This is a genomic window from Testudinibacter sp. P27/CKL/0425, assembly GCF_052931395.1.
In genome coordinates this window covers 1,074,189-1,099,112 of record NZ_CM128801.1, presented here as the reverse complement: position 1 = coordinate 1,099,112, position 24,924 = coordinate 1,074,189, and the positions used below count along the sequence as shown (strand labels likewise).

The window sequence follows — 24,924 nt, the reverse complement described above, 5'->3', positions numbered from 1 at the left end:
ACCGTTAGCGGATAATTCCACGGGTTGAACGTTTGAAAAACGACAGGAAAAAGCTCACTGACGCTTCGGTTTCGGCAATCCGCTCAATTTCCGGAATCACTTCTTCCAACGTTTTTCCACTGCGATAAATCAGTTTATATACATTGCGAATCGCGTGCATTGCCGGTTTGTCAAAGCCACGACGTTTCAAACCTTCCAAGTTCACACCAAACGGCTGCGCATGGTTGCCTTGCGCCATCACGTATGGCGGCACATCTTGGCTGACCATTGAACCGCCACCCAGCATCACGTGCGCACCGATCACCACAAACTGATGAATCCCCGACATTCCGCCGACGATCACAAAATCATCCAGCTCGACATGGCCTGCCAAAGTGGCATTATTGGCTAAAATACAACGGTTTTTAATCTGGCAATCGTGAGCAACGTGGGTGTTGATCATCAACAAGTTGTCGTCGCCGATCCGCGTTACGCCGCCGCCTTGCACCGTACCTCGGTGAATCGTCACGCTCTCGCGGATACGATTACGATCACCGATGATGGTTTTGGTCGGCTCGCCGTTATATTTCAAATCTTGGTTGACCTCACCAATGCTGGCGAATTGAAAGATCTGATTATCACGCCCGATTTTGGTGTGTCCTTTAACCACCACATGGGAATGCAATACGGTACGCTCGCCGATTTCGACATCCGCACCAACAATACAAAATGGACCGACAACAACATCCGCACCAATCTTGGCGCCGTCTTCAACAATCGCGAGGCTATGAATTTTTGCACTTGGATTAATCATGTTCTATCCTGGGTTAAGAGGGTTACATTGGACGGCGGGCACACATTAATTCGGCTTCACACACCACTTTGCCGTCCACGGTGGCAACACCGGTGAAACGCGTTACGCCGCGGCGTTCTTTCAGGAAGTGAACTTCCAGAACCATCTGGTCACCCGGTTCAACCGGACGTTTGAAGCGTGCATTATCAATTGCGGCAAAATAGAACAATTCGTCTTTTGGCAGTTCAAGGGTTTTGAATGCCAACACGCCGGTTGCTTGCGCCATCGCTTCCAAAATCAACACGCCGGGGAAGATTGGCTTTTGCGGAAAGTGTCCGGTGAAGCACGGCTCATTGACGCTGACGTTTTTCACGGCTTTCAGCCATTTGCCTTCTTCAAAATCAATCACTCTATCCACTAATAAAAACGGATAACGATGCGGTAATAACTGCATAATTTCGTTAATATCAACAATTTTCGCTTCTCTTGTCTGCGACTCGGTTTGGTTGTTTTCAGTTGTCACGGTTGTCAGTTCCCTTAGTATTGTACCCATTGCCGCCGAAAACGGTTGGCAGCAAAATGTTCTGTTAATTATGATTTATCGTAATTTCGCTCTAATGCTTTCAAACGACGATTCATCTCATTAATATTCATCGTAAGTGCCGCGGTTTTGCGCCACTCTTTATTGGTTTGTAGCGGAATGCCGGAAGAATACACCCCCGGTTCGGTGATTGGACGCATCACCATGCTCATGCCGGTGACCGTTACGCCATCACAGATTTCCATATGCCCGTTAATCACGCTCGCACCGCCAATTAAGCAGTAGCGGCCGACCGTCAGGCTGCCCGCCATAATCACGCCGCCCGCGACTGCGGTGCCGGTGCCGATATGTACGTTATGTGCGATTTGGCACAGATTATCAATAATCACATTATCTTCGATCACCGTGGCGTCTAGCGCGCCACGATCGATACAAGTGCAGGCGCCGATTTCAACGCTATTGCCGATGATAACTTGTCCGCGCTGTGGAATTTTAATCCATTTGCCTTTATCGTTGGCATAGCCAAAACCGTCAGAACCAATCACAGCCGAGGATTGAATCAAGCAGTTCTGCCCGATTTCAACTTCATGGTAAACAGTGACGTTTGCCCACAATTGCGTGCCGGCGCCGATTTTGCTGTGTTTGCCGATAAAGCAGCCCGCCCCGATAATCACGTTATCGCCCAACTCAACGCCTTCTTCAATCACCGCATGATGCCCGATCGAGACATTATTGCCGACAATTGCCGAGGAGGAGACGACCGCACTTGCGGCAATTCCGCTCGCCGCTTTCGGCGTGTCGTCCATCAGTTGTGCAATCAACGCATAAGCAATATAAGGATCTTTAACGATAATCAAATTGCTGTCTGGGTGGCAAAAATCGACATCACTTGAACTCACCAATAAACAGCCGGCGGCTGAGGTTGCCAACAACTCACGGAATTTCGCGTTTGAGATAAAACTCAATTGCTGCGCCTGCGCCTTATCCAACGCGGCGATGCTCTCCACCGTCGCGTTCGGATTGCCGCGTAACTCGCCGCCAACCTGCTCGGCAAGTTGTTGTAATGAATACTGTGCCATATACTTATTTTTTAGCTTCGGTTGCCGGTGCGGCTGCAGCCGGTTTAATCGCTCTTAATACTTCTTCGGTAATATCTTTACCGGCAGCGGCGTATACCACGGCATTGGCGTCGATCACATAGCTGTAATTCGCTTTGGCTGCCACTTCATTGGTTGCCGTTTGAATGCCGGCCAATAATTTAGCGCGTTCTTGATATTGCAATTCTTCATTTTTGATTTGCAGCTCTTCCGCTTGTTTTTGGTAAGCGTCACGCATTTTATTGATTTCATCTTCGCGCTTTTGAATATCTGCCGCGCGTAATTTAGGTGCTTCTTTTTGTAATGCTTCGATTTTTGCGACGATCGCTTTTTCGCTAGCTTGCAATTTCTCTGCCGGCGCTTTTAATTCCGCATCGATTTTCGCAGCGGCAATTTCACGATCCGGATGGTTTTGGAACAAATAGGCAGAATTGATAAAGGCGATATTTTCCGCCGCGCTTGCCAATGAAGAAGTCAACGCCAATGCTAAAGAAAGGCCTGCGATTTTTAATGCTTTTTTCATGTAAATATCCTTGATGTCATTAAATTTGACGGATTAACCGTTAATCCGTCCATTGATTATTCGATTATTAGAAACTGCCGCCGATACTGAATTGGAATTGTTCAATTTCATCGCCTTCATATTTTTTCAGCGGTTTAGCATACGAGAACACTAACGGTCCGATCGGGGAATTCCACTGGAATGCCAACCCGGCAGAGGCGCGCACGCGGCTTGGATCGCTGTAATCCACAATTCGCTGCGGGATATTGCCTTGGGTAAATAACTTGGCTTTATCTTTATTCCATTCGGTATTCCATACACTTGCAGCATCCACAAACAGTGAGGTTCTCACGCTGTTTTGGTTTTTATCACTGACAAACGGTGTCGGCATAATCAGTTCAATACTGGCTGTCGCCATGGCATTACCGCCAACCACATCATAATTAATGTTGTCATAGCTGCTCGCCGGATCATTGATCGACGCCCCGGCTTTATTGTTATAAATCGCTCTCGGACCTACCGCACCGTAAGCAAAACCACGCAAGCTGCCAATACCGCCGGCACTATAGTTTTGATAGAACGGTAATTTCTTGCCGCCAAAACCGTTGGCATACGACAAGCCGGCACGCCCTGACAACACCCAAGTTTGATCGTAGTTTAATGGCTGATAGGTCGCAAAATCTGCGCTGAGTTTATAATATTTATTATCCGATCCCGGAATCGTCACTTTACCGCCGATGCTGGCGCGAGTGCCGCTGGTCGGCAGGAAGCCGCGATTCAAGGTGTTGTAATTCCAGCCGAAACTGAATTCGAAATCATCACTCTTAATCCGCCACTCGTCAGCGCCCATCGAACGTAAATAAAGCGCACGGTTGTATTCCGGATACATATTTTTCAGTTTGTTATACACATAACCGACGCCAAGATAATAGGAGTTATTTTCGTTAACCGGGAAGCCTAAAGTGCCGTTGATACCGTAGCTCGTCCGCGCGTAAGATGCCGTGGTGTCACTGTTTTTATAGTCATAGGTATCATAGAAAATATTTCCGCCCAAGCTCACGCCGTCGCGCGTAAAGTACGGCTCGTTATAACCCAGATTGATACTGGTGGCGTATTTGTTTTTAACACCGGATAAGCTGACTGATGAGCCCATACCAAGGAAGTTATCTTGTTTTACGCTGGCTTGATAGCTTAATCCGCTCTCACTGCCGAAACCGATACCGAAGTTAATGCTGCCGGTATTGCGTTCTTTCACTTTGTATAACACGTCTAATTGATCATTAACACCCGGTACGGCTAAGGTTTGGCTCTCAACCGTTTCGTAGAAACCGGTTCTTTCCAAACGCAATTTGCCTTGTTCGATTAGGGCGGTAGACAACCAAGTGCCTTCCTGCTGACGCATTTCTTGGCGCAATGTTGAATCCGCGCTGACGTCATTGCCTTCAAAACGAATTGAACGCACATAATAACGACGACCTGCGTCAACCACCACAATCAGATCTACGGTATGTTCGGCATCGTTGAATTCCGGCTGGATATTGATTTGCGGATTGGCATAACCGCGAGCACCCAAGGTGCTTTTAATGCCGTCTTCAATCATGCGTACAGTGTTGCCACGGAATTGCTCGCCGGATTTAACATTCACCAATAGCTGATTTAAATCGGCACTCATGCCCGCGGTATCACCGATAATCCGCACATCGTTAATGGTGTATTTTTCACCTTCGTCCAACGTAAGAGTTAAACTGATTTCTTTTTTATCTTCGCTGTATTGAACGTCGTTGTTCACAATCTTAAATTTAGCGTAGCCTTGATTTAAATAGAAATCACGCAACGTGGTTAAATCTTTATCGTATTTCGGCTCGGAGAATTTGCTGCTAGAGAAAATATTCCACCAAGACACATCCGGCTGAATTTCAATTTGATCCAACAATTTGCTGTCGCTAAATGCGTTATTGCCGACAAATTTAATCTCTTTCACCAGTGCAGGATCATTCTCTTTAATTTCCAGTTTTAAGGCTGCTCTGCCTTCGCCCAAGTCATCAACGATGGTATTCACTTCGGCATTGCTATAACCGACCGAGTGATAATATTTCAGCAATTCCTGACGGAAAGACGCCAATTTCTCACGTTCCAGAATTTCACCTTTGGCAATTCCGTTATCGCGCAAATTGCTTTCTAATGCGTCTTTTGGAATTTGTTTATTCCCTTCGATATCTAAGGAAGTGATATAAGGACGCGCTTGAATCCGCAATACTAATGCGTTTCCTTCGCGCACCACTTCCACGTTCTCATAGCCGCCGCGCAAAAACAGCGTACGGACGATTTGGGACAAATCTTGATCGGTTGCCCGTTGTCCGACTTTAACCGGCAATCCGGCAATAATATTGTTAGCCGTTACCGGATCCGTCCCTTCTACGCGAATATCCTGTACGGTAAAAGGCGCAGCCAACACGCCGGCACTACTTAAAAGTAAACTGATCACTAGGAGTTTTTTCATTGTAGCTTTCCTGTTTAATAAGCCTTTGTTCAATCAATAGGGTTAAATAAAAGTTCGTTTAATTGTCTGACGGTCGTTCAAAATCAAATAAAGCGTATAATATCATTAAATACAGCAAAAAATGTTAGGAACAGCAATAACATCGCGCCGATTTTGAAAAAGACCTCTCTCACCTGTTCCGTCACCGGGCGCCCGCGTATCGCTTCCAGCGCCAAGAATACCAAGTGTCCACCGTCCAACACCGGCAGTGGAAATAAATTCATAATGCCTAAATTGACACTAATCAACGCCATAAAACTCAAGTAATACACTAATCCGCTGTCCAGCGAAATGCCCGCGCCTTGCGCAATCGAAATCGGCCCGCCGATATTATTTAGCGAAATGTCGCCGCTCAACAATTTCCCGACCAACTTGATAATCACGCCACTCAATTGGAACGTTTTTTCAACTCCCTGCTGCAAGGCGCTTAGAATATCATATTTTAATTCGGTGCGGTACTGTTGCGGCAACGGTTGGAAAGTCGGCGAAAATCCGATATAAACCCGCCCTTCTTTGTTCTGTTGCGGCGTAATCGACAGTTCGATCTGTTGGCTCGTTTGCCCCTGACCGCGCGCAATCAAAAAATTCAGCGGACGTTGCAAATTATTTTGGATCACGGAAACTAACTCTCGCCATTCTAAAGTCTGTCCGTTGACCGATAAAATCGTGTCGTCAACCTGTAATCCGGCTAACGCGGCTGGCGAATCGGCGCTGATTTTCGAGACCGTTAACTCCACTTCTCCGCTCTTTGGCATCATCCCCAATGAACCGAATGCGCTTTGCTGCTGCGGATCATATTGCCAATGACTGAGATTCAAGCGCTTTTGTTGAAGCGGCTGTTGCGGTTGATTAAACTCGGAAACACCCAAAATCACTTCCGGACTGCCGACCTTAGTGGTCAGTAGCATATTAAGTGCGGTCCAATCTTCCACCGCTTTTCCGTCAACCGTCCGAATTTGCATTTCTTGTTGCAGTCCCGCTTGCGCTGCAATCGAATCCGGTTCGACATAGCCGATCACCGGTTTCACCGCCGGCACGCCGATCAGATAAATCAGCCAATAGGCGGCAATCGCAAACAGGAAATTCGCCAACGGCCCGGCGGCAATCACAAACGCACGTTGCGCCACCGATTTGGCACTGAAATCTTGCCCACGCAATTCGAGAGGAACGTCTCCGGCTTTGCTGTCCATCATTTTGACATAGCCGCCAAGTGGAATCATCGATAACGCAAATTCGGTGCCGTGTTTATCGGTACGACTCCACAGCACTTTGCCGAAACCGATAGAAAAGCGCAGCACTTTAATACCGCACTTGCGTGCCGCCCAGAAGTGTCCGAACTCGTGCACGAACACCAGCACGCTGATAACAATTAAAAATGAAAAAACATACCAAAGCGACGACATCACGTTTTTTCCTTACAAACAAAAATAGAACAGCGCACAGAAAAACGGCAGTGCCGCCGTCAGGCTGTCAATACGATCCAACACGCCGCCATGTCCCGGAATTAACTGGCTGCTGTCTTTAATTCCCGCTTGGCGTTTGAACATACTTTCGGTTAAATCGCCCAAAATCGAGATTGCAATCGTGCCGAACGAAATCGCCAGCAACAGTGGCAAGCTAAAGCCGCGCAATACAAAATCCGTCGGTGACAGCTGCACAAACAGCACGCCGATAATCAACGCGACAACACTGCCGCCAATCGCCCCTTGCCAGGTTTTCCCCGGCGACACTTGCGCCGCCAATTTATGTTTGCCGAACGCTTTACCACAGAAATACGCGCTGGTGTCGGTGCTCCACACCAAAACCAGTACATATAACAATAACCATAGCCCTTCATACGGCTCTTGAATGTAGTTGTACAACCGCAATGCCAACAGTGCCAACAAAAACGGAATCAAAGTGAAAAAGCCGAAAATCAATTGCAGCAACTTCGGACGTTGCCAATATTTTGCCGAATCCGGATAGCCGAGCACCAACACAAAGGCAACCGCCCACCACAACAGCGCCGCAAGCAGCAACCAGCTGCTGTTCGCCGTTAGGATCACACCGGCATTAATTTGATACCGGGCGGAGAAAATAACCAGAAAGAGCGCACAAGCGGCAAGTGCGGTGATCAACCAGCGCCAAACATCGTTTTTATGGCGGGCAAATTGGCACCATTCCCACACGCCAAGCACCACGATCGCCGCCACAGTGAGAGCGAAAGCGTAAGGTGAAAACCACACTAAGGCTAAAATGACAAAAAGAAGTAATACTGCCGCAGATAAAATACGCTGTTTAAGCACTGAAACATCCTCTGTTATTGTTGTCTTTATTCATGACTGCTGCCAAAACGTCGATCCCGCCCTTGAAAAGCGGCAATCGCCTTGGCAAATTCTTGCTCGTCAAAATCCGGCCACAACACCGGCGTAAAATACAGCTCCGCATAGGCGGATTGCCACAACAGGAAATTGCTGATCCGCTGTTCCCCGCTGGTGCGGATAAGCAAATCCACCGGCGCTTGTTGTGCCGTAGCCAACTGGCGCTCAAACAGCGCAATGTCGATCTGTTCCCGCTGAAGCTCACCGCACTTGACCTGTTGCGCCAGCTTTTGCGCCGCTTGCACAATGTCCCACTGCCCGCCGTAATTGGCGGCAATATTTAGGATTAAGCCGGTATTTGCAGCAGTTAATGCCTCCGCTTCGGCAATTTTTTTCTGTAACGACGGGCTGAACTTGCTGACATCGCCCAAAATTTGCAGTTTGATATTATTCTTATGCAGTTTGCCCACTTCTCGCTTCAGCGCCAGCATAAACAGTTCCATCAAGCCGTTAATTTCACTTTCCGGTCGTGTCCAGTTTTCACTGCTGAACGCATATAAGGTCAATGATTCGATCTGTTGCTGTGCCGCGAACATAACCGATTTACGCACCGCTTGCACGCCGTTTTTGTGCCCGACCAATCGCATTTTGCCTTTTTCTTTCGCCCAGCGTCCATTACCGTCCATAATAATGGCAACGTGTTTCGGCATGGGAGCGAGCTGCGATTGTTTGGTCATTGGCTTTTTATCCGTCATTCGTTGTTATAGGCAATCCGTGTACAATAAGTCGGCTCACTATATCATAAGCCTGAAATAACTAAAAAATTAAAATCAATTCGTCAGCAATCGCTGGGCAACTTGACGCGCTTGGCGGTCAATTTCAAACACATCTTCTATCTGTTTGATTGCGGAAATCGGAAATTGTTCCACTGTTTGCCGATTTATTCGTTCAATCTCAGTAAAACGAATTTGCCCTTGTAAAAATGCTTCAACTGCGATTTCATTGGCGGCGTTCATTGCCGTGGTGGCATATTGCCCGGCGGCAAAGCAATCGATCGCCAGCTTGAGATTCGGATAACGTTGGTAATCCGGTTCAATAAAGGTTAATTCTTTGATTTTAAAGAAGTCTAATGGCTTAACACCGGCAAAAGTGCGGTCCGGATACGCCAAAGTGTGTGCGATCGGGGTGCGCATATCGGGATTGCCCATTTGTGCCAGCACGCTACCATCGCTATAACGCACCATTGAATGAATAATTGATTGCGGGTGAATGATAATTTCCATTTGTTCGGCAGATGCGTTAAATAACCAACGCGCTTCGATATATTCCAACCCTTTGTTCATCATGGTGGCAGAATCAACTGAGATTTTATGCCCCATTGACCAGTTCGGATGTGCCACGGCTTGCGCCGGCGTAATTGCGGCAAAATCGGCAAGTGCGGTATGGCGAAACGGCCCGCCGGATCCGATCAGAATAATCCGATCGATACCGCTGGCAGTGAGATCGCAATGCCCGATCCGCTGCTGTTCGATTTGCGGCAATGCCTGAAAAATCGCGTTGTGCTCGCTGTCTACCGGCAGCAAGATCGCACCGGATTTCGCTACTTCGTCAATAAACAGTTGCCCGCAAGTGACTAACGATTCCTTATTCGCCAACAGCACCCGTTTACCGGCTTTAATCGCCGCCAAGGTAGAGGATAATCCCGCCGCGCCTACAATCGCCGCCATCACCGTATCGGCATCAGGATGCGCGGCAATATCGCAGATCGCCTGTTCGCCGCTCAACACTTCCGTTTTGACCGCACTTGCAGCTAACAATGTTTTTAACTGTTGTGCCGCTTGCGGATCCGATAACACCGCAAACTGCGGTTGAAACGCCACGCACTGCTGCGCCATTAACTCGGCATTCCGCCCGCCGACTAATGCGAAAGCGCGATATTTTTGCGGATTATGTTCAATCACCGACAGCGTACTTTTGCCGATCGAACCGGTCGAGCCGAGAATTACGATATTTCGTTGCATGGTTCACCATAAGAGATCATTAGGTTATTTCCTCATTTCCCCTTATGTATGCACAAGCCGGAAAATCAGGGCAAAAATCAAAAGTGCGGTTATCAACCTGATGACAACCGCACTTTATGAACAGAAATTCAGCTAACGGAGATTAGAAATCCATTAACTCTTTTTCTTTCTCGGCTAACGCTTCGTCTACTTTTTTGACATAAACGTCGGTCAGTTTTTGAATCACGTCTTGTGCTTTGCGCTCGTCATCTTCACTGATTTCTTTATCTTTCAGCAACGCCTTGATTTGATCGTTGGCATCACGACGAATGTTACGCACCGCCACTTTTCCTTGCTCCGCTTCGGCGCGCACGATTTTAGTCAAATCACGGCGGCGTTCTTCGGTCAGCGGTGGCAACGGCACGCGAATCGTGGTTCCGGCTGAAGCAGGGTTCAATCCTAGATCCGAAGTCAAAATCGCTTTTTCCACCGCTTGAATCAAAGAGCGGTCAAATACGCTCACTGCCAAGGTGCGCGCATCTTCCGCCACCACATTCACCAATTGGCGCAATGGCGTGGCTGAACCGTAATATTCCACTTGAATGCCGTCTAACAGGCTCGGGTGAGCACGACCGGTTCTGATTTTGGAAATTTGGCTCTTGAACGCGTCAATGCTTTTTTCCATGCGTTGTTCGGTATCTTGTTTAATTTCGTTAATCACGCTTTTTTCCTTTTATTTTCATTAGGCTCTGCAAACTGTTATTTTTAACCTATTCCGCCTGACAAATCAAGATTCGTGGCAAATTAGCGTGCCTTCCGGCTCGCCGAGAATCACGCGTTTTAACGCGCCCGCTTTGTTCATATTGAACACCCGAATCGGCATATTGTGATCGCGCGCCAAGGTAAACGCCGCCAAGTCCATCACTTGCAGCTCTTTTTCCAACACATCTTGATAGCTCAAGTTATGATATAAATTGGCATCCGAATTTTTCGCCGGGTCGCAATCGTACACGCCGTCAACTTTAGTCGCTTTCAACACCACGTCGGCTTCAATTTCAATCCCGCGCAGGCAAGCCGCCGAATCGGTGGTAAAAAACGGATTACCGGTACCAGCTGAGAAAATCACCACTTGCCCTTGATTTAACAAACGGATCGCCTGCGCCCAGCTGTAGGTATCACACACGCCGTTTAACGGAAACGCCGACATCAATTTGGCATTCACATTGGCGCGGTGTAAAGAATCACGCATTGCCAAACCATTCATCACTGTCGCCAACATCCCCATGTGATCGCCGACCACGCGGTTCATGCCCGCTTTTGCCAGCTTCGCACCGCGGAATAAGTTACCGCCGCCGATCACCAGCGCCACTTGTACGCCCAGTTCAACCAGTTCTTTTATTTCAATCGCCATGCGATCCAACACCGACGGATCAATACCGAAGCCCTCTTCGCCTTGCAGCGCTTCGCCGCTTAATTTCAATAAAATACGTTTATAGCTTGGTTGTGTACTCATGTTATGTCCTCTCTCATTAAAGTGCTGATCAAATCGCAAACCTTTTCCGATTTGATCAGCATTTTGCTTCCACGATCGTCATTTACTAAAAAGGCGAGTTTCCTCGCCTTTATCGGTTCTATTAAACCTTTTGCATTGCTGCCACTTCAGCAGCAAAGTCGCTTTCGACTTTCTCGATGCCTTCACCCACTTCAAAGCGGATAAAGCCGGTAACATCTGCGCCTTTCTCTTTCAGCAAATCGCCAACAGATTTAGACGGATCCATGACGAACGGCTGACCAGTCAGAGAAACTTCGCCGGTGAATTTCTTCATACGGCCTTCAACCATTTTCTCTGCGATTTCACGCGGTTTACCGGATTCCATCGCGATAGCCACTTGAATTTCACGCTCTTTAGCCACCACTTCCGCAGAAACGTCTTCCGGTTTCACAAACTCAGGACGGCTTGCTGCAACGTGCATTGCGATGTGTTTTACCAATTCCGCATCAGCATCTTTCGCTACCACTAATACGCCGATTTTCGCACCGTGCAAGTAATCACCAACCACATCACCACTGATGCTAGCAACACGGCGAATGTTCATGTTTTCACCGATTTTTGCAACCAGTGCAGCACGCTCTTCTTCAAATTGTGCTTTCAATACTTCAACGTCGGTCACTTTGCCAGCCAATGCCGCATCAGCAACTTTGTTTGCTAATGCCAAGAAACCGGCATCTTTCGCTACGAAGTCAGTTTCACAGTTCATTTCAACTAACACACCGAAACCACCGTCAACACGCGCTAAGATTACGCCTTCAGCCGCAACGCGACCCGCTTTTTTAGCCGCTTTTGCTTGGCCGGATTTACGCATATTGTCGATTGCCAGCTCGATGTCGCCGTTCGCTTCAACTAATGCTTTTTTACATTCCATCATGCCTGCGCCGGTACGGTCACGCAGTTCTTTTACTAATGCCGCTGTAATGTCAGCCATTTTTAAATCCTCTTGTCAGTGCCGCCCACAGTTAGATAAGCGCACTTTGAATAAAAAAGCAGGGAACCAAAGCCCCCTGCTAACCAATTAATTCGTGTGGTTAATAAGGGCAAACAGCCTTATTACCGATAACATTACTCAGCTGCTGCTTCTACGGCTGCTTCCGCTTCAACAAAGCTTTCTTCTGTTACGGTAGGGTTAGACTGTGAACGACCTTCGTTTACCGCTGCCGCCGCTGCTGTCAAATACAATTGAATCGCACGCGCCGCATCGTCGTTACCAGGGATGATGTAATCAACACCGTCCGGGTTAGTATTGGTATCAACAACAGCAAATACCGGAATACCCAAGTTGTTAGCTTCTTTGATTGCGATATGTTCGTGATCCGCTGCGATAACAAAAATAGCATCCGGCAAGCCAGCCATATCTTTGATTCCGCCCAAACTTAATTCCAGTTTGTCCATTTCACGCGCACGCATTAACGCTTCTTTTTTGGTTAATTTTTCAAAAGTGCCGTCTTGAGCTTGTGCTTCCAAATCTTTTAAACGTTTGATTGATTGACGAACGGTTTTCCAGTTAGTCAACATTCCACCTAACCAACGGTGGTTCACAAAGTATTGGTTACAGCTTAATGCAGCGTCTTTAACCGCTTCAGTTGCCGCACGTTTGGTACCCACAAACAACACTTTACCGTTGTTGCCTGCAATGCGGGTCAACTCAACCAATGCTTCGTTGAACATTGGAACGGTTTTTTCCAGGTTGATGATATGAACGCCGTTGCGTGGTCCAAAAATGTAAGATTTCATTTTTGGGTTCCAGTAACGAGTTTGGTGACCAAAATGTACGCCTGCTTGCAGCATATCGCGCATTGAAACTTGTGCCATAATAAATTCCTTAATAAATTGGGGTTTAGCCTCCACATATCCTGTCTCATCGACCGTTTGGCACCCCGACTGACAGTGGGTGATATGTGTGTGAAGTCTTAGTTAATCATAACGCCATTCCGACTGTTCGGAATAACGGCGCATTTTATACCATAATCGGCATTAAATAGCCAGTAAATTTACTGCCCTGCCCGCCGCGTTGATTTCGGCGGGCAACGGTTATTTGGCTGAAATCACCACTCGACGATTTGGCTTCAAGCAATCGCGCAACTCTTGTCCCTGCTCGGATTCACAAGCAATCACTTGATCCGACGCGCCGCGTCCGATCGCAGTTACCGCACTTGAGGCGAATCCTTGCTGCACGAAATAACGTTTCACCGCATCAGCCCGTTTTTGTGATAACACTTGGTTGTAGCTGTTCGAACCTAGTCGATCAGTGTAACCGCTGATTTCAACCGCCGTCACATTTTGCGCCTTTAAGCCGCGAATCACGCCGTCTAGGGTAGATTTGCCCTGTGAACTTAACGCCGCCGCATCAAAATCAAACAAGAAATCACCGGATAATTCAAATTGATTATTACAACCCGCCGGTTTCCAGAAGAATGATTGTGCATTCATATCCGTGTCGAACAGCACCTTGAATTGACAGATTTTATGCTCGCCGTTTTGGCGGTAGTTAAACACATAATCCCATTCACGCACCGCGAACAGTCCTTCCGCGTGGTGAGGGCGACCGATTAAATAATACAGTTGATCTTTATTCATACCGGCTTCGATTTGACGCACATTGTCCCAGTTCGGCCAAATGCCGTATTGCGAGCCGCTGTAGTTCACGCCGGCATCTTCAATTTTCGGGAAAATCGGGTTATCGGTTGTGCCGTCTTTTTTCACTTCGCTTAAATTGCCACAACCAACTAATGTCATCGCCGCAACTAACGGCAACATAGATTTAAAATATTTTTTCATCTTTATTCCTTTCATTTTACGGGGCGCAAACAACACGCCCCTGTTCTGATTACCACTGATAACCCACGCTGACCGAACCGCCCACATCACCTTGGCTGGTTGACATTCCGCTCAGTTTCACCCCGATTTTACCGTTGTCAGAAATTCGGGATACCCCAATCGCCAACGCATTTTCACCGCGATAAGTCCCTGCGCCGACCGCAACCATCGAATGACCCGGCAAATATGCCTGATACAAGCCAGCGGTTGCTAAGGCACCGGCAATACCGCCGCGTGCATGTTTATCAACACTGTCAATCCTCTTATTCAGATTGCCGCTAACCGCATTCAACTGATTCACGTTCACCGCATCCGTGCCTTCAACACCCGGTGCAACATTGGTGATACGGTTGCCGCCATTATCCAAGCCGTTTGCAGTTAATGAAACCACACCGTTGTTGCCGCCACTCACGCTAATACCGTTTGAACTCATCACGGTATTGCCTGTCGTTACCATATTAAATTCCGGCGTGTCGGTCATGCTGATCGTCAAGCTGTTGCCATTCATCGCTGTGCTGATGTTTTTGCCGTCGCCTTTCACGTTCACGGTTGTGCCCAATTTCGCATCATGCGTGCCGCTATCGGCGGTGAAAGTGATTGGTTTCACCACTTCACGATTGAAATAATTCAACGCGCCGCCAACACTGTTCGCCGTTACGGTTGAGCCATCAGTTTGAGTAATGATATAGCTTGGTGCCGTGATATTCCCATTAGGATCCACTGTTGCACCGCCGCCCAGCGCATCGGCAACGGATTTACTGTTGTTATACAGCTGTCCGGTGGTTGCCGCATCACTGCCGTCTTTAGTCACCGCAACGTCACCAACTTTAATGCTGTTATCGGCTGTCAGATTGCTCACCGCCAAATCTTTGTTCAGATCAAAGGTGATATTGTTGCCGTTTTTACTAATCACGATGTTGTTATCACTGTTGTTCAGATCAACCGAAGCGTCCGGTGCGATATTGCCCTTATTCACGCCGTTATTCACCGACAAATTCCAGCCTTTGCCGGCTTGCGTCGCTTTATCGTTCGCCACTTTAATCGCATCGTCAATATTGTCTTTGCCCGTGCCGCCGATATTATTATTGGTATAACTGCCGGTTTCAGGGTTATAGACCGTATTGCCACCAATGATATTTTTAACGCCTTCGCCTTGATTAAACAATTGACCGCCGTTAACCGCATCTCTGCTGTCAGCGCTAACCGTGCCCGCCGCTACATCGGTAATTTTGTTATCACCGGCGCGAATGCCGTCTGCCGTGACTGCAACATCTCCGACTGTCAAGCCGTTGCCGTCAATTTTGGTCGCACCGGCTTGCAAGCTGTCGACTGCCAAATCCTTACTTAACGCCACCTCATAAATCGCTTGCCCGTTTGCACCGGTTTTCGGGGTGACAGTTAAATTGCTTTCGCCGTCTGCCGCTTTCACCTCGGTTTTGGCTGCGGTAATGCTCTGTTTCGCCTTATCTGACAGATCAATTTTATAATCTGTGATATTGCTTGCAGCATCCTTTTCCGCATTGACTGAAATCAACTCGGAGCCGGCTGTCACCGAACTACCGTTGGCATTCACCGTGTAAACGGTTTGACCTTGATCACCCGCTTCCGCAACCACACTCGCAACATTAGTGCCTGCTTTCACTTCGGTTCTTGCGGCTGCCGCTGCGTTTTGAACATCACCGATATTCGCCGCGTTGGTTAAGGTGTCGCCCTTCGCATCTACAAGTGCGGTATCGCCTAAGCCGCTGGCAACGTTCTTAATCTGGTTGCCGCCGTTATTTAAGCCGTCGTTTGTCAAACTTACTGTTTTTTCTGGATTTGTCGCATCTTTAATCGTTACACCACCATTGTTAATCACGGTGTTGCCGAAGGTCGCGCTGGTTAAGTCGTTCAACTCTTTTGCCATTTTCACGATTAAGTTGCTGTCTTCGTTATCCACACGGATATTTTTATCAGTCACTTCCGCGTCTTTCTCCGCATTACCTTTGATAGCTAACATGTCGTTCAGTTTTTTGGCAATCACTTCTCCTGTATCGCCTTGGAATTTCAAACCGTCATTTAAACTGGCGACGGTTTCCAACGTGTCACCGTTGGTGTAAGTGATGCGGGTTGACGTTTCGCCGTCTTTGCCGTTCACACCTGCCGCACCGACCACCTTAATATCAGTGGTCGGTGATTTGCCGTCGACACCCGGCGCGCCGGTCAGTCCGATTGAACCGTCTTTGCCGTTCAACACAACCGCACTTCCGTCGTTACCGTTCACAGCTAACGAGCCGTCTTCACCGTCTTTACCGTCAGCACCTTTCTCGCCGATCGTTAAATCCTTGCTTAAGCCGATTTGATAATCGGTCACGCCGTTCTCATCGGTTTCACCTTTTTCAACCGTAATGCTGTTTCCGGCTGAAACCGTGGTTTTCTCGGCATTCACCGTATAAACCGTATCGTTTGCATCGTCCGGATTCACTTCACTGCTTACCGTGGTGTTATTACCGGCCTTCACACTGCTGGTTTTCGCGTTGTTGACCACGTTTTGAACCGCCGCATCCAACTGATCTTTATTCACCGCGTCTTTGCCGTCCACACCGTCCGCTAGGTTGCTGATTTTATTTCCGCCGTTATTTAAGCCGTCTTTGCCCAGAGAAACCGTATTATCAGGTTTCTCGCCTGTCGGTGATTTAATGCTGATACCGTCGTTATTCACCGCCGTATCACCCACACGCACACTGCCGCTTTCGCTTAAATTCACGTCTTTCGCCAATTCAATCACGATTGAGCCGTCATCGCTGCCAACCGTTTTAATATTGTTTTCCGCCGTTTCGCCGGTTGCACCGCCTTTCAGGGTTAACACTTCATTCGGTTTACGGCTCACCACCGTCTCGTTATCACCTTTAAACTGCTGCGCAGAATTTTGAATCGCATTATTGACGTTGTTAATCGCATCGTTTAAATCGCCTGCGTTCACGGCATTTTTTGCATTTGCAGCGTTGGCGATATCTCCTGCCGAAGCAACATTTTGAATTTGTTTATCGCCGGCATTAATGCCCTGCTCATTGATAACCACATCTCCAATCGTGACACTCTGCAAGCCGGTCAGTGTTTTATTCAAGCTAACCTGAATACCGTTTGCGGTTGCCGCCGTGGTCATATTCTCATCACCGTTAAATGCCAATTCGTCACCCAGTTTTTTAACGCCGGTGCTTGAATTGTTGTCCGCATTAAAGGTTAAGCCTTTTTCCGCAATGTCAGCCGCAGCGTCCGCACCTTTTTTGATGTCTTCTTTAACGCTTTGTGCCAGATCAATTTTATAATCGGTAACGTTGTCGTCACCTTTCTCACCTTTTGTCACCACGATATTGCCGGAAGCGTTTGAGACGCTTGTTCCGTCGGCATTCACAGTGTACACGGTTTGACCGTTATCGCCTTTAGCTTCGCTTACTCCGGCAATATTGGTGCCTTTCGCCACCTCGGTTTTTGCTGCTGCCGTAGCATTATCCAACTGCTGTTTGTTTACCGCGTCAGTACCTTTTTCACCTGCAGCAACATTGGTAATAGTGTTGCTGCCGTTGTCTAACCCGTTTTTGCTTAAGCTGACCGGATTATCTCCGTTGGTAATCGTTACACCATCGTTGTTGATCAGCGTATCACCAAAGGTTGCACTGGTTAAATCGGTCAGATCTTTTGCCAACTGAATCGTAATCGAACCGTCCGTATTGCCAATCGTTTTGATATTACCGGCAGCCGTTTCGCCGGTTGCGCCGCCGTTAATCGCTAAGGTTTCGTTTAGCTTACGCGTTACGGTTACATCGCTGTTATCGCCGACAAATTTCAAGCCGTCGTTCAAGGTCGCAACTTGTTCATCGTTTACAGTTAAACGTGGTTTTGCGTCTGTGCCGTCTACGCCCGGCTTGCCGCCTTTCGCGACGCCAACCGTTGCATTCGCACCGTTTAAGCCGATAGTGCCGTCTTTGCCGTTTAAACTCACCCCGTCTTTGCCGTCCTCACCTTTAACGGTAATCGTACCCGCTTCGGTATCGTTTCCTGCAACCAGATCTTTATCCAGATTGATTTCATAGTTAGTTGTGCCGTCAGCATCTTTTTCACCGGCAACCACTTTCACGCCGTTAGTTCCGGCTGAAACGGTGGTTTTTTCGGCATTTACGGTATAAGTTGTGACATTTCCTTCAACGTTTTTATCCACCGAAGTATTTTTACCCGCTTCCACCACCTCACTTTTCTCACCGGCTGCGATTTCGGTTCTCAATGCGTCCAACTGTTCTTTGTTCACCGCGTCTTTGCCGTCAACGCCCGCCGCTACGCTGCTGATCACTTTATCACCCGCATTAATGCCTCGATCGTTGATTTTAACGCCGCCATTAGTGGTGATGCTGTCTAAGCCGGTTAAGTTGCTGTTTAAAGTCACTTGAACGCCGTTGTCATTGGCAAGGGTAGTGATATTTTTATCACCGGTAATCGCCACTTTGTCGCCCAGCTTTTTAACCGCACTTTCACCTGCGTTATCCGAAGTGAAGGTCAAACCTTTATCGGCAATCGCTTGCGCCGCGTCCGTACCTTGTTTAATCTCGTCTTTGGTACTTTGTGCCAGATCAATGCTGTAATCAGTCACATGATTTGCGTCTTTATCAGCGGCAATTACGCTCACCATCTCTGAACCGGCGGATACTTTCGCCCCTTCAGCATTCACGGTATAAACAGTTTGCCCTTTTTCGCCTGTTGCGGTTGTGACATCCGCTACGTTCGTCCCCGCTTTCACTTCGGTTTTCGATGCTGCCGTAGCATTATCCAACTGCTGTTTATTTACCGCATCGGTCGGGTTTGCACCGTCTTTTACATTGCTGATTATGGTATTGCCTGCGTTGATACCGTCTTTGGTAATTTCAACGGTGTCGCCCGCTTTAATGCTGTCGGTAGCAATATTGGCAAGATCAGTCAAATTTTTCGCCAATTGAATCGCAATCGAGCCGTCTGCATTACCAACGGTTTTGATATTGCCGCTAGTGGTTTCACCGGTTGCGCCGCCTGTAATGCTTAACACGTCGCTTGGCTTACGACTAATCACGGTGTCGTTATCAGCTTTAAACTTAGCTTGAGAATTTTGGATCGCCGTGTAAACATCACCGCCGTTGACCGCACTTGTACTATTTTCAGCCACATCACCGCCGTTATTAATCGTCACCTTGTCAAAAGTAACTTCTTTGGCTGTTGCCACTTTAATTGCACCATTTTCAGCAGTGATTTCAATATTGTTGCCGTTAACAAAGTTCAAGCTGTTGTTGTCTTTATCAACCACTTTTACTTCTGTGCCGTTCACTTGTGCTATCCACGATTGAAGTGCGGTATCGGCTTTCGCTAACGAATCTTTAGTGCCTTGCGACAAACCGATTGCATAATCGGTAACGTCAGTTTCTGCATTTTTCGTGCCGACCGCACTTAAGCCACTGCCAGTAGCCGCCGAAACGGTGGTTTTTTCCGCGTCAACCGTATACGTGGTGACATTGCCGTCAACACTTGCAGTCACTTTCGTGTTTTTACCATCAGCCACAACCGCACTTTTCGCACCTTGTGCGATTTGCGTTGCCAAGTCGTCCAATTGCCCTTTATTCACTGCATCAGTTTTTTCCGTACCGGCACCAACATTCGTGATCGCATTGCCGCCGTTGTTTAAACCATTCTTGGTCAAACTGACAGGATTATCGCCTTCAATCTTAATTCCGTCATTATTAACGGTCGTATTTCCGGTTTTCACACTGCCGTCTGTGCCCAAATCTACATTTTTCGCCAATTTAATGGCAATGCTACCGTTTTCATTTGCAACAGTCTGAATATTGTTCTCCGTGCCGGTTGTTGCGCCGCCTTTCAGCGTCAACACCTCTGCTGGTTTGCGTTTCACCGCCACGCCGTTATCGCCTGTGAATTGCGCTTCGCTACCTTGAATTGCAGTATACACATCACCACCGGTAACAGCATTATTATCACCGGCTTCAATCGTACCGCCGTTGGTAATCGTCACACTGTCGAATGTCGGTTTGTCGCTAGTGGCAATCGTAATATCCTTACCGCTACGGCTGATTTTAATATTGTCGCCGTCTTTAAACTGCACGGTGTCACTTGCCGCAACCGCACTTGCCTCATCACCGTTGGCTTGCAGTTTCCAAGTTTGCTGTTGCAAATTGGTAATATTATTCGTGTTAGTCGTGATATTGCCCGCATTGGTCTTAATATCACCCGCGTTGTTTTCAATCGACGTTCTGTTACCGGCAATGGCAGTGGCAGTGGCAGTGGCAGTGGCAGTGGCAGTGGCAGTGGCAGTGGCAGTGGCAGTGGCAGTGGCAGTGGCAGTGGCGTTATCGGCTACTTTATTATTGGTTGCAAACAATTGCCCACCATTCACCGCTTCTTTGCTGCCCTCAGCCACGTTACCGTCTGAAACATTGCTGATCACTTTGCCGCCCGCATTAATGCCGTCGCCGTTAATTACAACGCCGCCGTTAGTGGTGATGCTGTCTAAGCCTTTTAAATCGCTGTTCAATGCGATTGCTACGCCACCATTGCTTGCTGTGGTAGTGATATTTTGATCACCTGTTACAGCTACGCTTTCACCCAGTTTTTTCGTGCCGGTTGTGCCGTTATCGCCGGTAAAAGTTAAACCTTTTTCTGCAATATCTTTCGCCGCCTCAACGCCTTTTGCAATATCTTCTTTGGTTTTATCCGCCAAGTCGATGTTGTAATCCGTGACATTTTTATCGTCTTTTTCACCCGCGGTAACTTTCAACGCCGATTCCGCAGACACGCTGCTGCCGTTGGCATTCACGGTATAAATTGCTTGACCGTCGCTGCCTTCTGTTTTGACAACATCAGTGACGTTTGTACCCGCATTCACTTCGGTTTTCGCTGCCGCGGTGGCTTTATCCAGCTGATCTTTGTTCACAGCATCAGTGCCTTTCTCACCGTTGGCAAGATTAGAGATAATCGTGTCACCGGCATTGATCCCGTCTTTGCTGATTTCAACTTTATCGCCCAGCTTGATACTTTCTGCGCTAATACTGCTTAAGCCTGTTAGTTGTTTTGCTAACTGAATTGCAATCGAGCCATTAGCATCCGTAACAGTTTTGATGTTGCCGCTGGTTGCGTCGCCGGTTGCGCCGCCGGTGATACTTAACACTTGGCTTGGCTTACGTTTCACTGTGACCGTGTTATTATCGCCGGTAAACTGAGATTCGGTATTTTGAATCGCAGTATAAACATCGCCACCGTTGACCGCACTTTTGCTGCCCTCCGTTACGCTTCCGCCATTATTAATCGTCACGGTATCAAACGTTGCCGCTTTGGTTGTTGAAACTTTGATATTTCCCGTAGCGTCATTCGTAATCGTAATATTATCGCCGTCAACAAAGTTAACCTTGTTGTTACCGCTCTTAACTTCTTTCGCATCCGTGCCATTCACTTGCGCCGTCCAAGATTGAAGTGCGGTATCAGCATTCTTTAATGAATCTTGACTTGCTTTCGACAACGCCACTTCATAATTCGTCACGTCGTTCGCACCTTTATCTCCTGCGTTGACCGTCAAACCACCATCTGTTTTAGCTGATACGGTGGTTTTCTCCGCATTAACTGTGTAAATAGTGGTTTTTCCGTCATCGGAAGTCTGAGGATCGCTCACGGTTACGTTATTGCCTGCCGCGACCACTGTTTTGCTTAATCCATCGAGCGCTTTGAAAACCGTATCACCGGTCACCGCATTATTATCGCCCTGTTTTACATCACCGCTATTGTTTACCGTCACCGTATTAAAGGTAACATCCATCAGCGGTCGCAATTTTGACTTTGCCGTTATCATTGGTCACTTTAATATTTGTGCCGTCAATAAACGCAATACTGTTATCGTCTTTATTTACGGTTTTAACTTTCTCGCTATTCGCCAGCACAGTAAAGTCAGCCAGTTTGCTTTTAGCAATTTCTTCAACAGCATCTAATTGCTCTTTATTCACCGCGTCAGTGTCCTTATCACCTTTGGCAACATTAGTGATAGTCGTACCACTCGCATTAATCCCCGTATTCGTCACACTCGGACCATTGGTGATCGTTAAACCGCCATTATCAATTTTGGTATTGCCGGTTTGTACACTGCCTTTCTCGCCAAGATTAATGGTTTCAGCCAGTTTTACTGTTAAAGTATTTTTATCTTTATCCGCCACTACGCCGATATTATTTTCGGTTAAGCCGTCTGTTTTGCCACCTTTGATCGTTAAGGTTTCGCCCAGTTTGCGCTCAACATTCGTGCCGCTATCTCCGGCGAATGTCATTGGTTTATTCGCCACTGCGTACAGCTGACTGCCGTTAATCGCGTCGGTTGAGGTGTTGCTGATTTGACCGGCTGCGACGTTTTTGATTTGGCGTTCGGCTCCGGATTTACCGACAGACACGATAGCGCCCTGTGTTAATGTGCCAGAGCCGGCGAAAGTGCCAAATTCCACACCACCAATCGTTGCCTTAGTGGTTTGAACATAAGCATCGGCTGTGGAATCATTGCCCAATACCACCGCGCCAGCCATGTCTTGTGCAACTTCTACGTTATTACCGACAACAAACACATTTTGATCTTGCACGCTGTTGTTGTAACCGACAATCGCAGATTTAGAGGCGTTCACCGCATTAAAAATGCCGCCCGCCGTGCTAATCACGCCATTGGTATCACGAGTGGCTGCCGTTCCGCCTAAATTGTTACGACCGCCGAAAATAAAGGCATTGTCGGTGCTGTTGCCGATGACGTTATTGTTACCTGCAGAGAAGCTGTTGCTGCCCGCCACAATCGAAGGATCGCCAACCGCACTTGAGCCTTGTCCGCTCACCACATTGCCAGTACCGATTGAGATCGTATCTTTCGCACTGGCTTGTGCGCCGTGACCAATTGCGATGGCGTTTTCACCTGATGCTTTGGTGTTGTTGGAAACCGCACCAGCTTCATTATTTGCAGTATTCGCCACCGTTGACACACCCAATGCCAGTGAGTTGGCCCCAGTTGCCTGCGCACCGGTCCCCAATGCCATTGCGCTGCCGCCGCTGGCAATCGTTCTGGTACCCATTGCCAAGTTGTCGCTGGTCAATAATGGGGCATTGGTGTCAAATTTATTGCTTTCATAACCAATGGCGATGTTGCGGTTGGATTTTGTGGTGCTAGTAAAGGTGGCTTTGCCAGCTGTTACACCTGACGTCATCTCACCGATATTGCGCCCTGACAGCGTGCCTAATGAAATATTGTCATTACCGTTAATGTTCTGACCATTGTTTTTATCGCCATAACCATAAGATTGGTTATGGTCGCCGTTGACATAGCGTCCTGAAGCATAACCAATTGCGGTGTTACCTATGCCTGAAACCACTTGTCCGGCTTCGATACCTTGAGCATAGTTGTCTGCGCCCTTAACAGTGTTACCAGCGCGAGAGCCGAGCGCATAGTTGGTGTTGCCATCAACATATTGTCCGGATTGATTACCAATCGCCACACTTTCTGTGCCTGAGATATAGTTTGAACCAGCACCAACACCAATTGAGATACCTGAGGTATTACTCCCCGTAGTCGATCCCACTATTGCGCCAGAACCAATAGCAACCGCATTATTTGAGTAACTCTTAGTGTTGTAACCTATCGCAACAGAATTGTCAGCACCGGTAGCCACGATCGCCTTGTAACCCAGTGCGGCACCACGGTTTGCAGATACCGATGAATTAGCACCGATGGCAATCATATCATTAATCGAACCGTCAGCAGTCGTACCCAACGCTTGAGCATTGTTACCGATGGCAAGGGCATTTCGTCCCTCCGCTTTGGCAATACTGCCCACCGCAATGGCAGAGCCTAACACTTCTCTGGTAGCATTATTTGCTGTAATTGTTGCGTTTGAAGTGCTGCGTCCGGTTGCACTTGCATTTGCACCCAGCGCAATATCTCCGATGGTATTGGCTTTTGCATTTGCGCTAATGGCAGTCGCACTTGTACCTTTGACAAAGGTATTAGCCCCTACGCTAGTAGCTGTGGTTGCCTCTGCTGCTGCGCTCGCACCTAATGCTAATGCTTGATTGCCTCTCGCCCCCGCAGAAGAACCTATTGCCACCGAGCTATCTTGCAGTGCTTTAGCACTGCTACCAATAGCTACGGTATAATTTTTGTCAGCATTGGCTAAGTGTCCCATTGCAATCGCACTGTCTGCTGCGCTACCTGTTGAAGCTGCGCTACCAATGGCAACCGCGTGACTGCTTTGTGCTTGAGCAAAACCCACTGCTACTGATAATTCACCAAGCCCTTTTGCATTACCACCTACCGCAACCGCATCTTTTTGCGTTGCACTTGCGCCAACACCCACTGCTAAAGCATTAACGCCGGTTGCGCCTTTATTATTATAGTTGCCAGCAGCTGTATCCTTGGAGTTCACGCTATAGAAATGCGTTAATTCTTGCGTCACAGCGTAAAGCTGGCTACCGTTAATGGCGTCGGTGCTGTCGTCGGAAACTTTCCCTGCCCCCACATTAATAATTTGACGCTCTTTGCCTACGCTTGCCACACTCACCACACCGTTTGCCACGGCGCTTTGCCCCGCGTAGGTGTAGGTATTATCATTGATGGTAATATTCTGTTCAGTAGTTGCTGCACGATCGGTCGAGCCAGTACCCAATACCAGACTGTTCGCTTGGGTTGACGTGATGTTGTATCCAACCATTTAAAATGAGAAAAAAAGAAAGTTAGGGATTTGGCGGAAAAAAACGGGAGTTGGCGGGCGGAAACCGC

16 protein-coding genes are annotated in these 24,924 nt (G+C 47.9%); all 16 read right to left on the bottom strand.

What is annotated here, in order from left to right; all coding sequences use genetic code 11:
• Window positions 1-4: 4 nt before the first annotated feature.
• A complete protein-coding gene (gene lpxA / locus ACUHGC_RS05495; RefSeq protein WP_446834625.1) occupies window positions 5-793 on the bottom strand; it encodes an acyl-ACP--UDP-N-acetylglucosamine O-acyltransferase in 789 nt (262 codons plus the stop codon).
• A gap of 22 nt (window positions 794-815) precedes the next feature.
• Window positions 816-1,304 carry a 3-hydroxyacyl-ACP dehydratase FabZ gene (gene fabZ / locus ACUHGC_RS05490; protein WP_446834846.1) on the bottom strand — a complete coding sequence of 163 codons (489 nt, stop codon included), beginning with the start codon at window positions 1,302-1,304 and terminating at the stop codon, window positions 816-818.
• A gap of 59 nt (window positions 1,305-1,363) precedes the next feature.
• Window positions 1,364-2,392, bottom strand: coding sequence for a UDP-3-O-(3-hydroxymyristoyl)glucosamine N-acyltransferase (gene lpxD / locus ACUHGC_RS05485; RefSeq protein WP_446834624.1), 1,029 nt, complete (start codon window positions 2,390-2,392; stop codon window positions 1,364-1,366).
• Window positions 2,393-2,396: 4 nt separating this feature from the next.
• Window positions 2,397-2,933 carry an OmpH family outer membrane protein gene (locus ACUHGC_RS05480; RefSeq protein ID WP_446834623.1) on the bottom strand — a complete coding sequence of 179 codons (537 nt, stop codon included), beginning with the start codon at window positions 2,931-2,933 and terminating at the stop codon, window positions 2,397-2,399.
• Window positions 2,934-3,000: 67 nt separating this feature from the next.
• Complete coding sequence (gene bamA / locus ACUHGC_RS05475) at window positions 3,001-5,412, bottom strand: outer membrane protein assembly factor BamA (RefSeq protein ID WP_446834622.1); 2,412 nt, start codon at window positions 5,410-5,412, stop codon at window positions 3,001-3,003.
• 83 nt (window positions 5,413-5,495) lie between these two features.
• Window positions 5,496-6,854 (bottom strand): sigma E protease regulator RseP, encoded by a 1,359-nt coding sequence (gene rseP, locus ACUHGC_RS05470; RefSeq protein WP_446834621.1) that lies wholly within the window; start codon window positions 6,852-6,854, stop codon window positions 5,496-5,498.
• Between the two features lie 12 nt (window positions 6,855-6,866).
• Window positions 6,867-7,736 (bottom strand): phosphatidate cytidylyltransferase, encoded by an 870-nt coding sequence (locus tag ACUHGC_RS05465; protein ID WP_446834620.1) that lies wholly within the window; start codon window positions 7,734-7,736, stop codon window positions 6,867-6,869.
• Between the two features lie 26 nt (window positions 7,737-7,762).
• Entirely contained in the window at window positions 7,763-8,488 is a 726-nt protein-coding gene (gene uppS / locus ACUHGC_RS05460) for a polyprenyl diphosphate synthase (protein WP_446834619.1), read from the bottom strand.
• Window positions 8,489-8,581: 93 nt separating this feature from the next.
• Window positions 8,582-9,772: a 1-deoxy-D-xylulose-5-phosphate reductoisomerase gene (gene ispC / locus ACUHGC_RS05455; protein ID WP_446834618.1), complete on the bottom strand. Its 1,191-nt coding sequence runs from the start codon at window positions 9,770-9,772 to the stop codon at window positions 8,582-8,584.
• A gap of 142 nt (window positions 9,773-9,914) precedes the next feature.
• A complete protein-coding gene (frr, locus tag ACUHGC_RS05450; RefSeq protein WP_446834617.1) occupies window positions 9,915-10,472 on the bottom strand; it encodes a ribosome recycling factor in 558 nt (185 codons plus the stop codon).
• Window positions 10,473-10,538: 66 nt separating this feature from the next.
• On the bottom strand, window positions 10,539-11,264 hold the full coding sequence (pyrH, locus tag ACUHGC_RS05445) for a UMP kinase (protein WP_446834616.1): 726 nt from the start codon (window positions 11,262-11,264) through the stop codon (window positions 10,539-10,541).
• Window positions 11,265-11,385: 121 nt separating this feature from the next.
• The gene (gene tsf, locus ACUHGC_RS05440) at window positions 11,386-12,234 is read right to left on the bottom strand and encodes a translation elongation factor Ts (protein WP_446834615.1); all 849 of its coding nucleotides are present in this window, start codon (window positions 12,232-12,234) and stop codon (window positions 11,386-11,388) included.
• 134 nt (window positions 12,235-12,368) lie between these two features.
• Window positions 12,369-13,118: a 30S ribosomal protein S2 gene (gene rpsB, locus ACUHGC_RS05435; RefSeq protein WP_446834614.1), complete on the bottom strand. Its 750-nt coding sequence runs from the start codon at window positions 13,116-13,118 to the stop codon at window positions 12,369-12,371.
• A 219-nt stretch (window positions 13,119-13,337) separates the two neighbouring features.
• Window positions 13,338-14,084, bottom strand: a complete 747-nt coding sequence (locus ACUHGC_RS05430) for an OmpA family protein (protein ID WP_446834613.1) — start codon at window positions 14,082-14,084, stop codon at window positions 13,338-13,340.
• Window positions 14,085-14,133: 49 nt separating this feature from the next.
• Entirely contained in the window at window positions 14,134-21,945 is a 7,812-nt protein-coding gene (locus ACUHGC_RS05425; RefSeq protein ID WP_446834612.1) for a YadA-like family protein, read from the bottom strand.
• Entirely contained in the window at window positions 21,929-24,856 is a 2,928-nt protein-coding gene (locus tag ACUHGC_RS05420; protein WP_446834611.1) for a hypothetical protein, read from the bottom strand. The genes ACUHGC_RS05425 and ACUHGC_RS05420 overlap by 17 nt, the downstream gene beginning before the upstream one ends.
• Window positions 24,857-24,924: the final 68 nt, after the last annotated feature.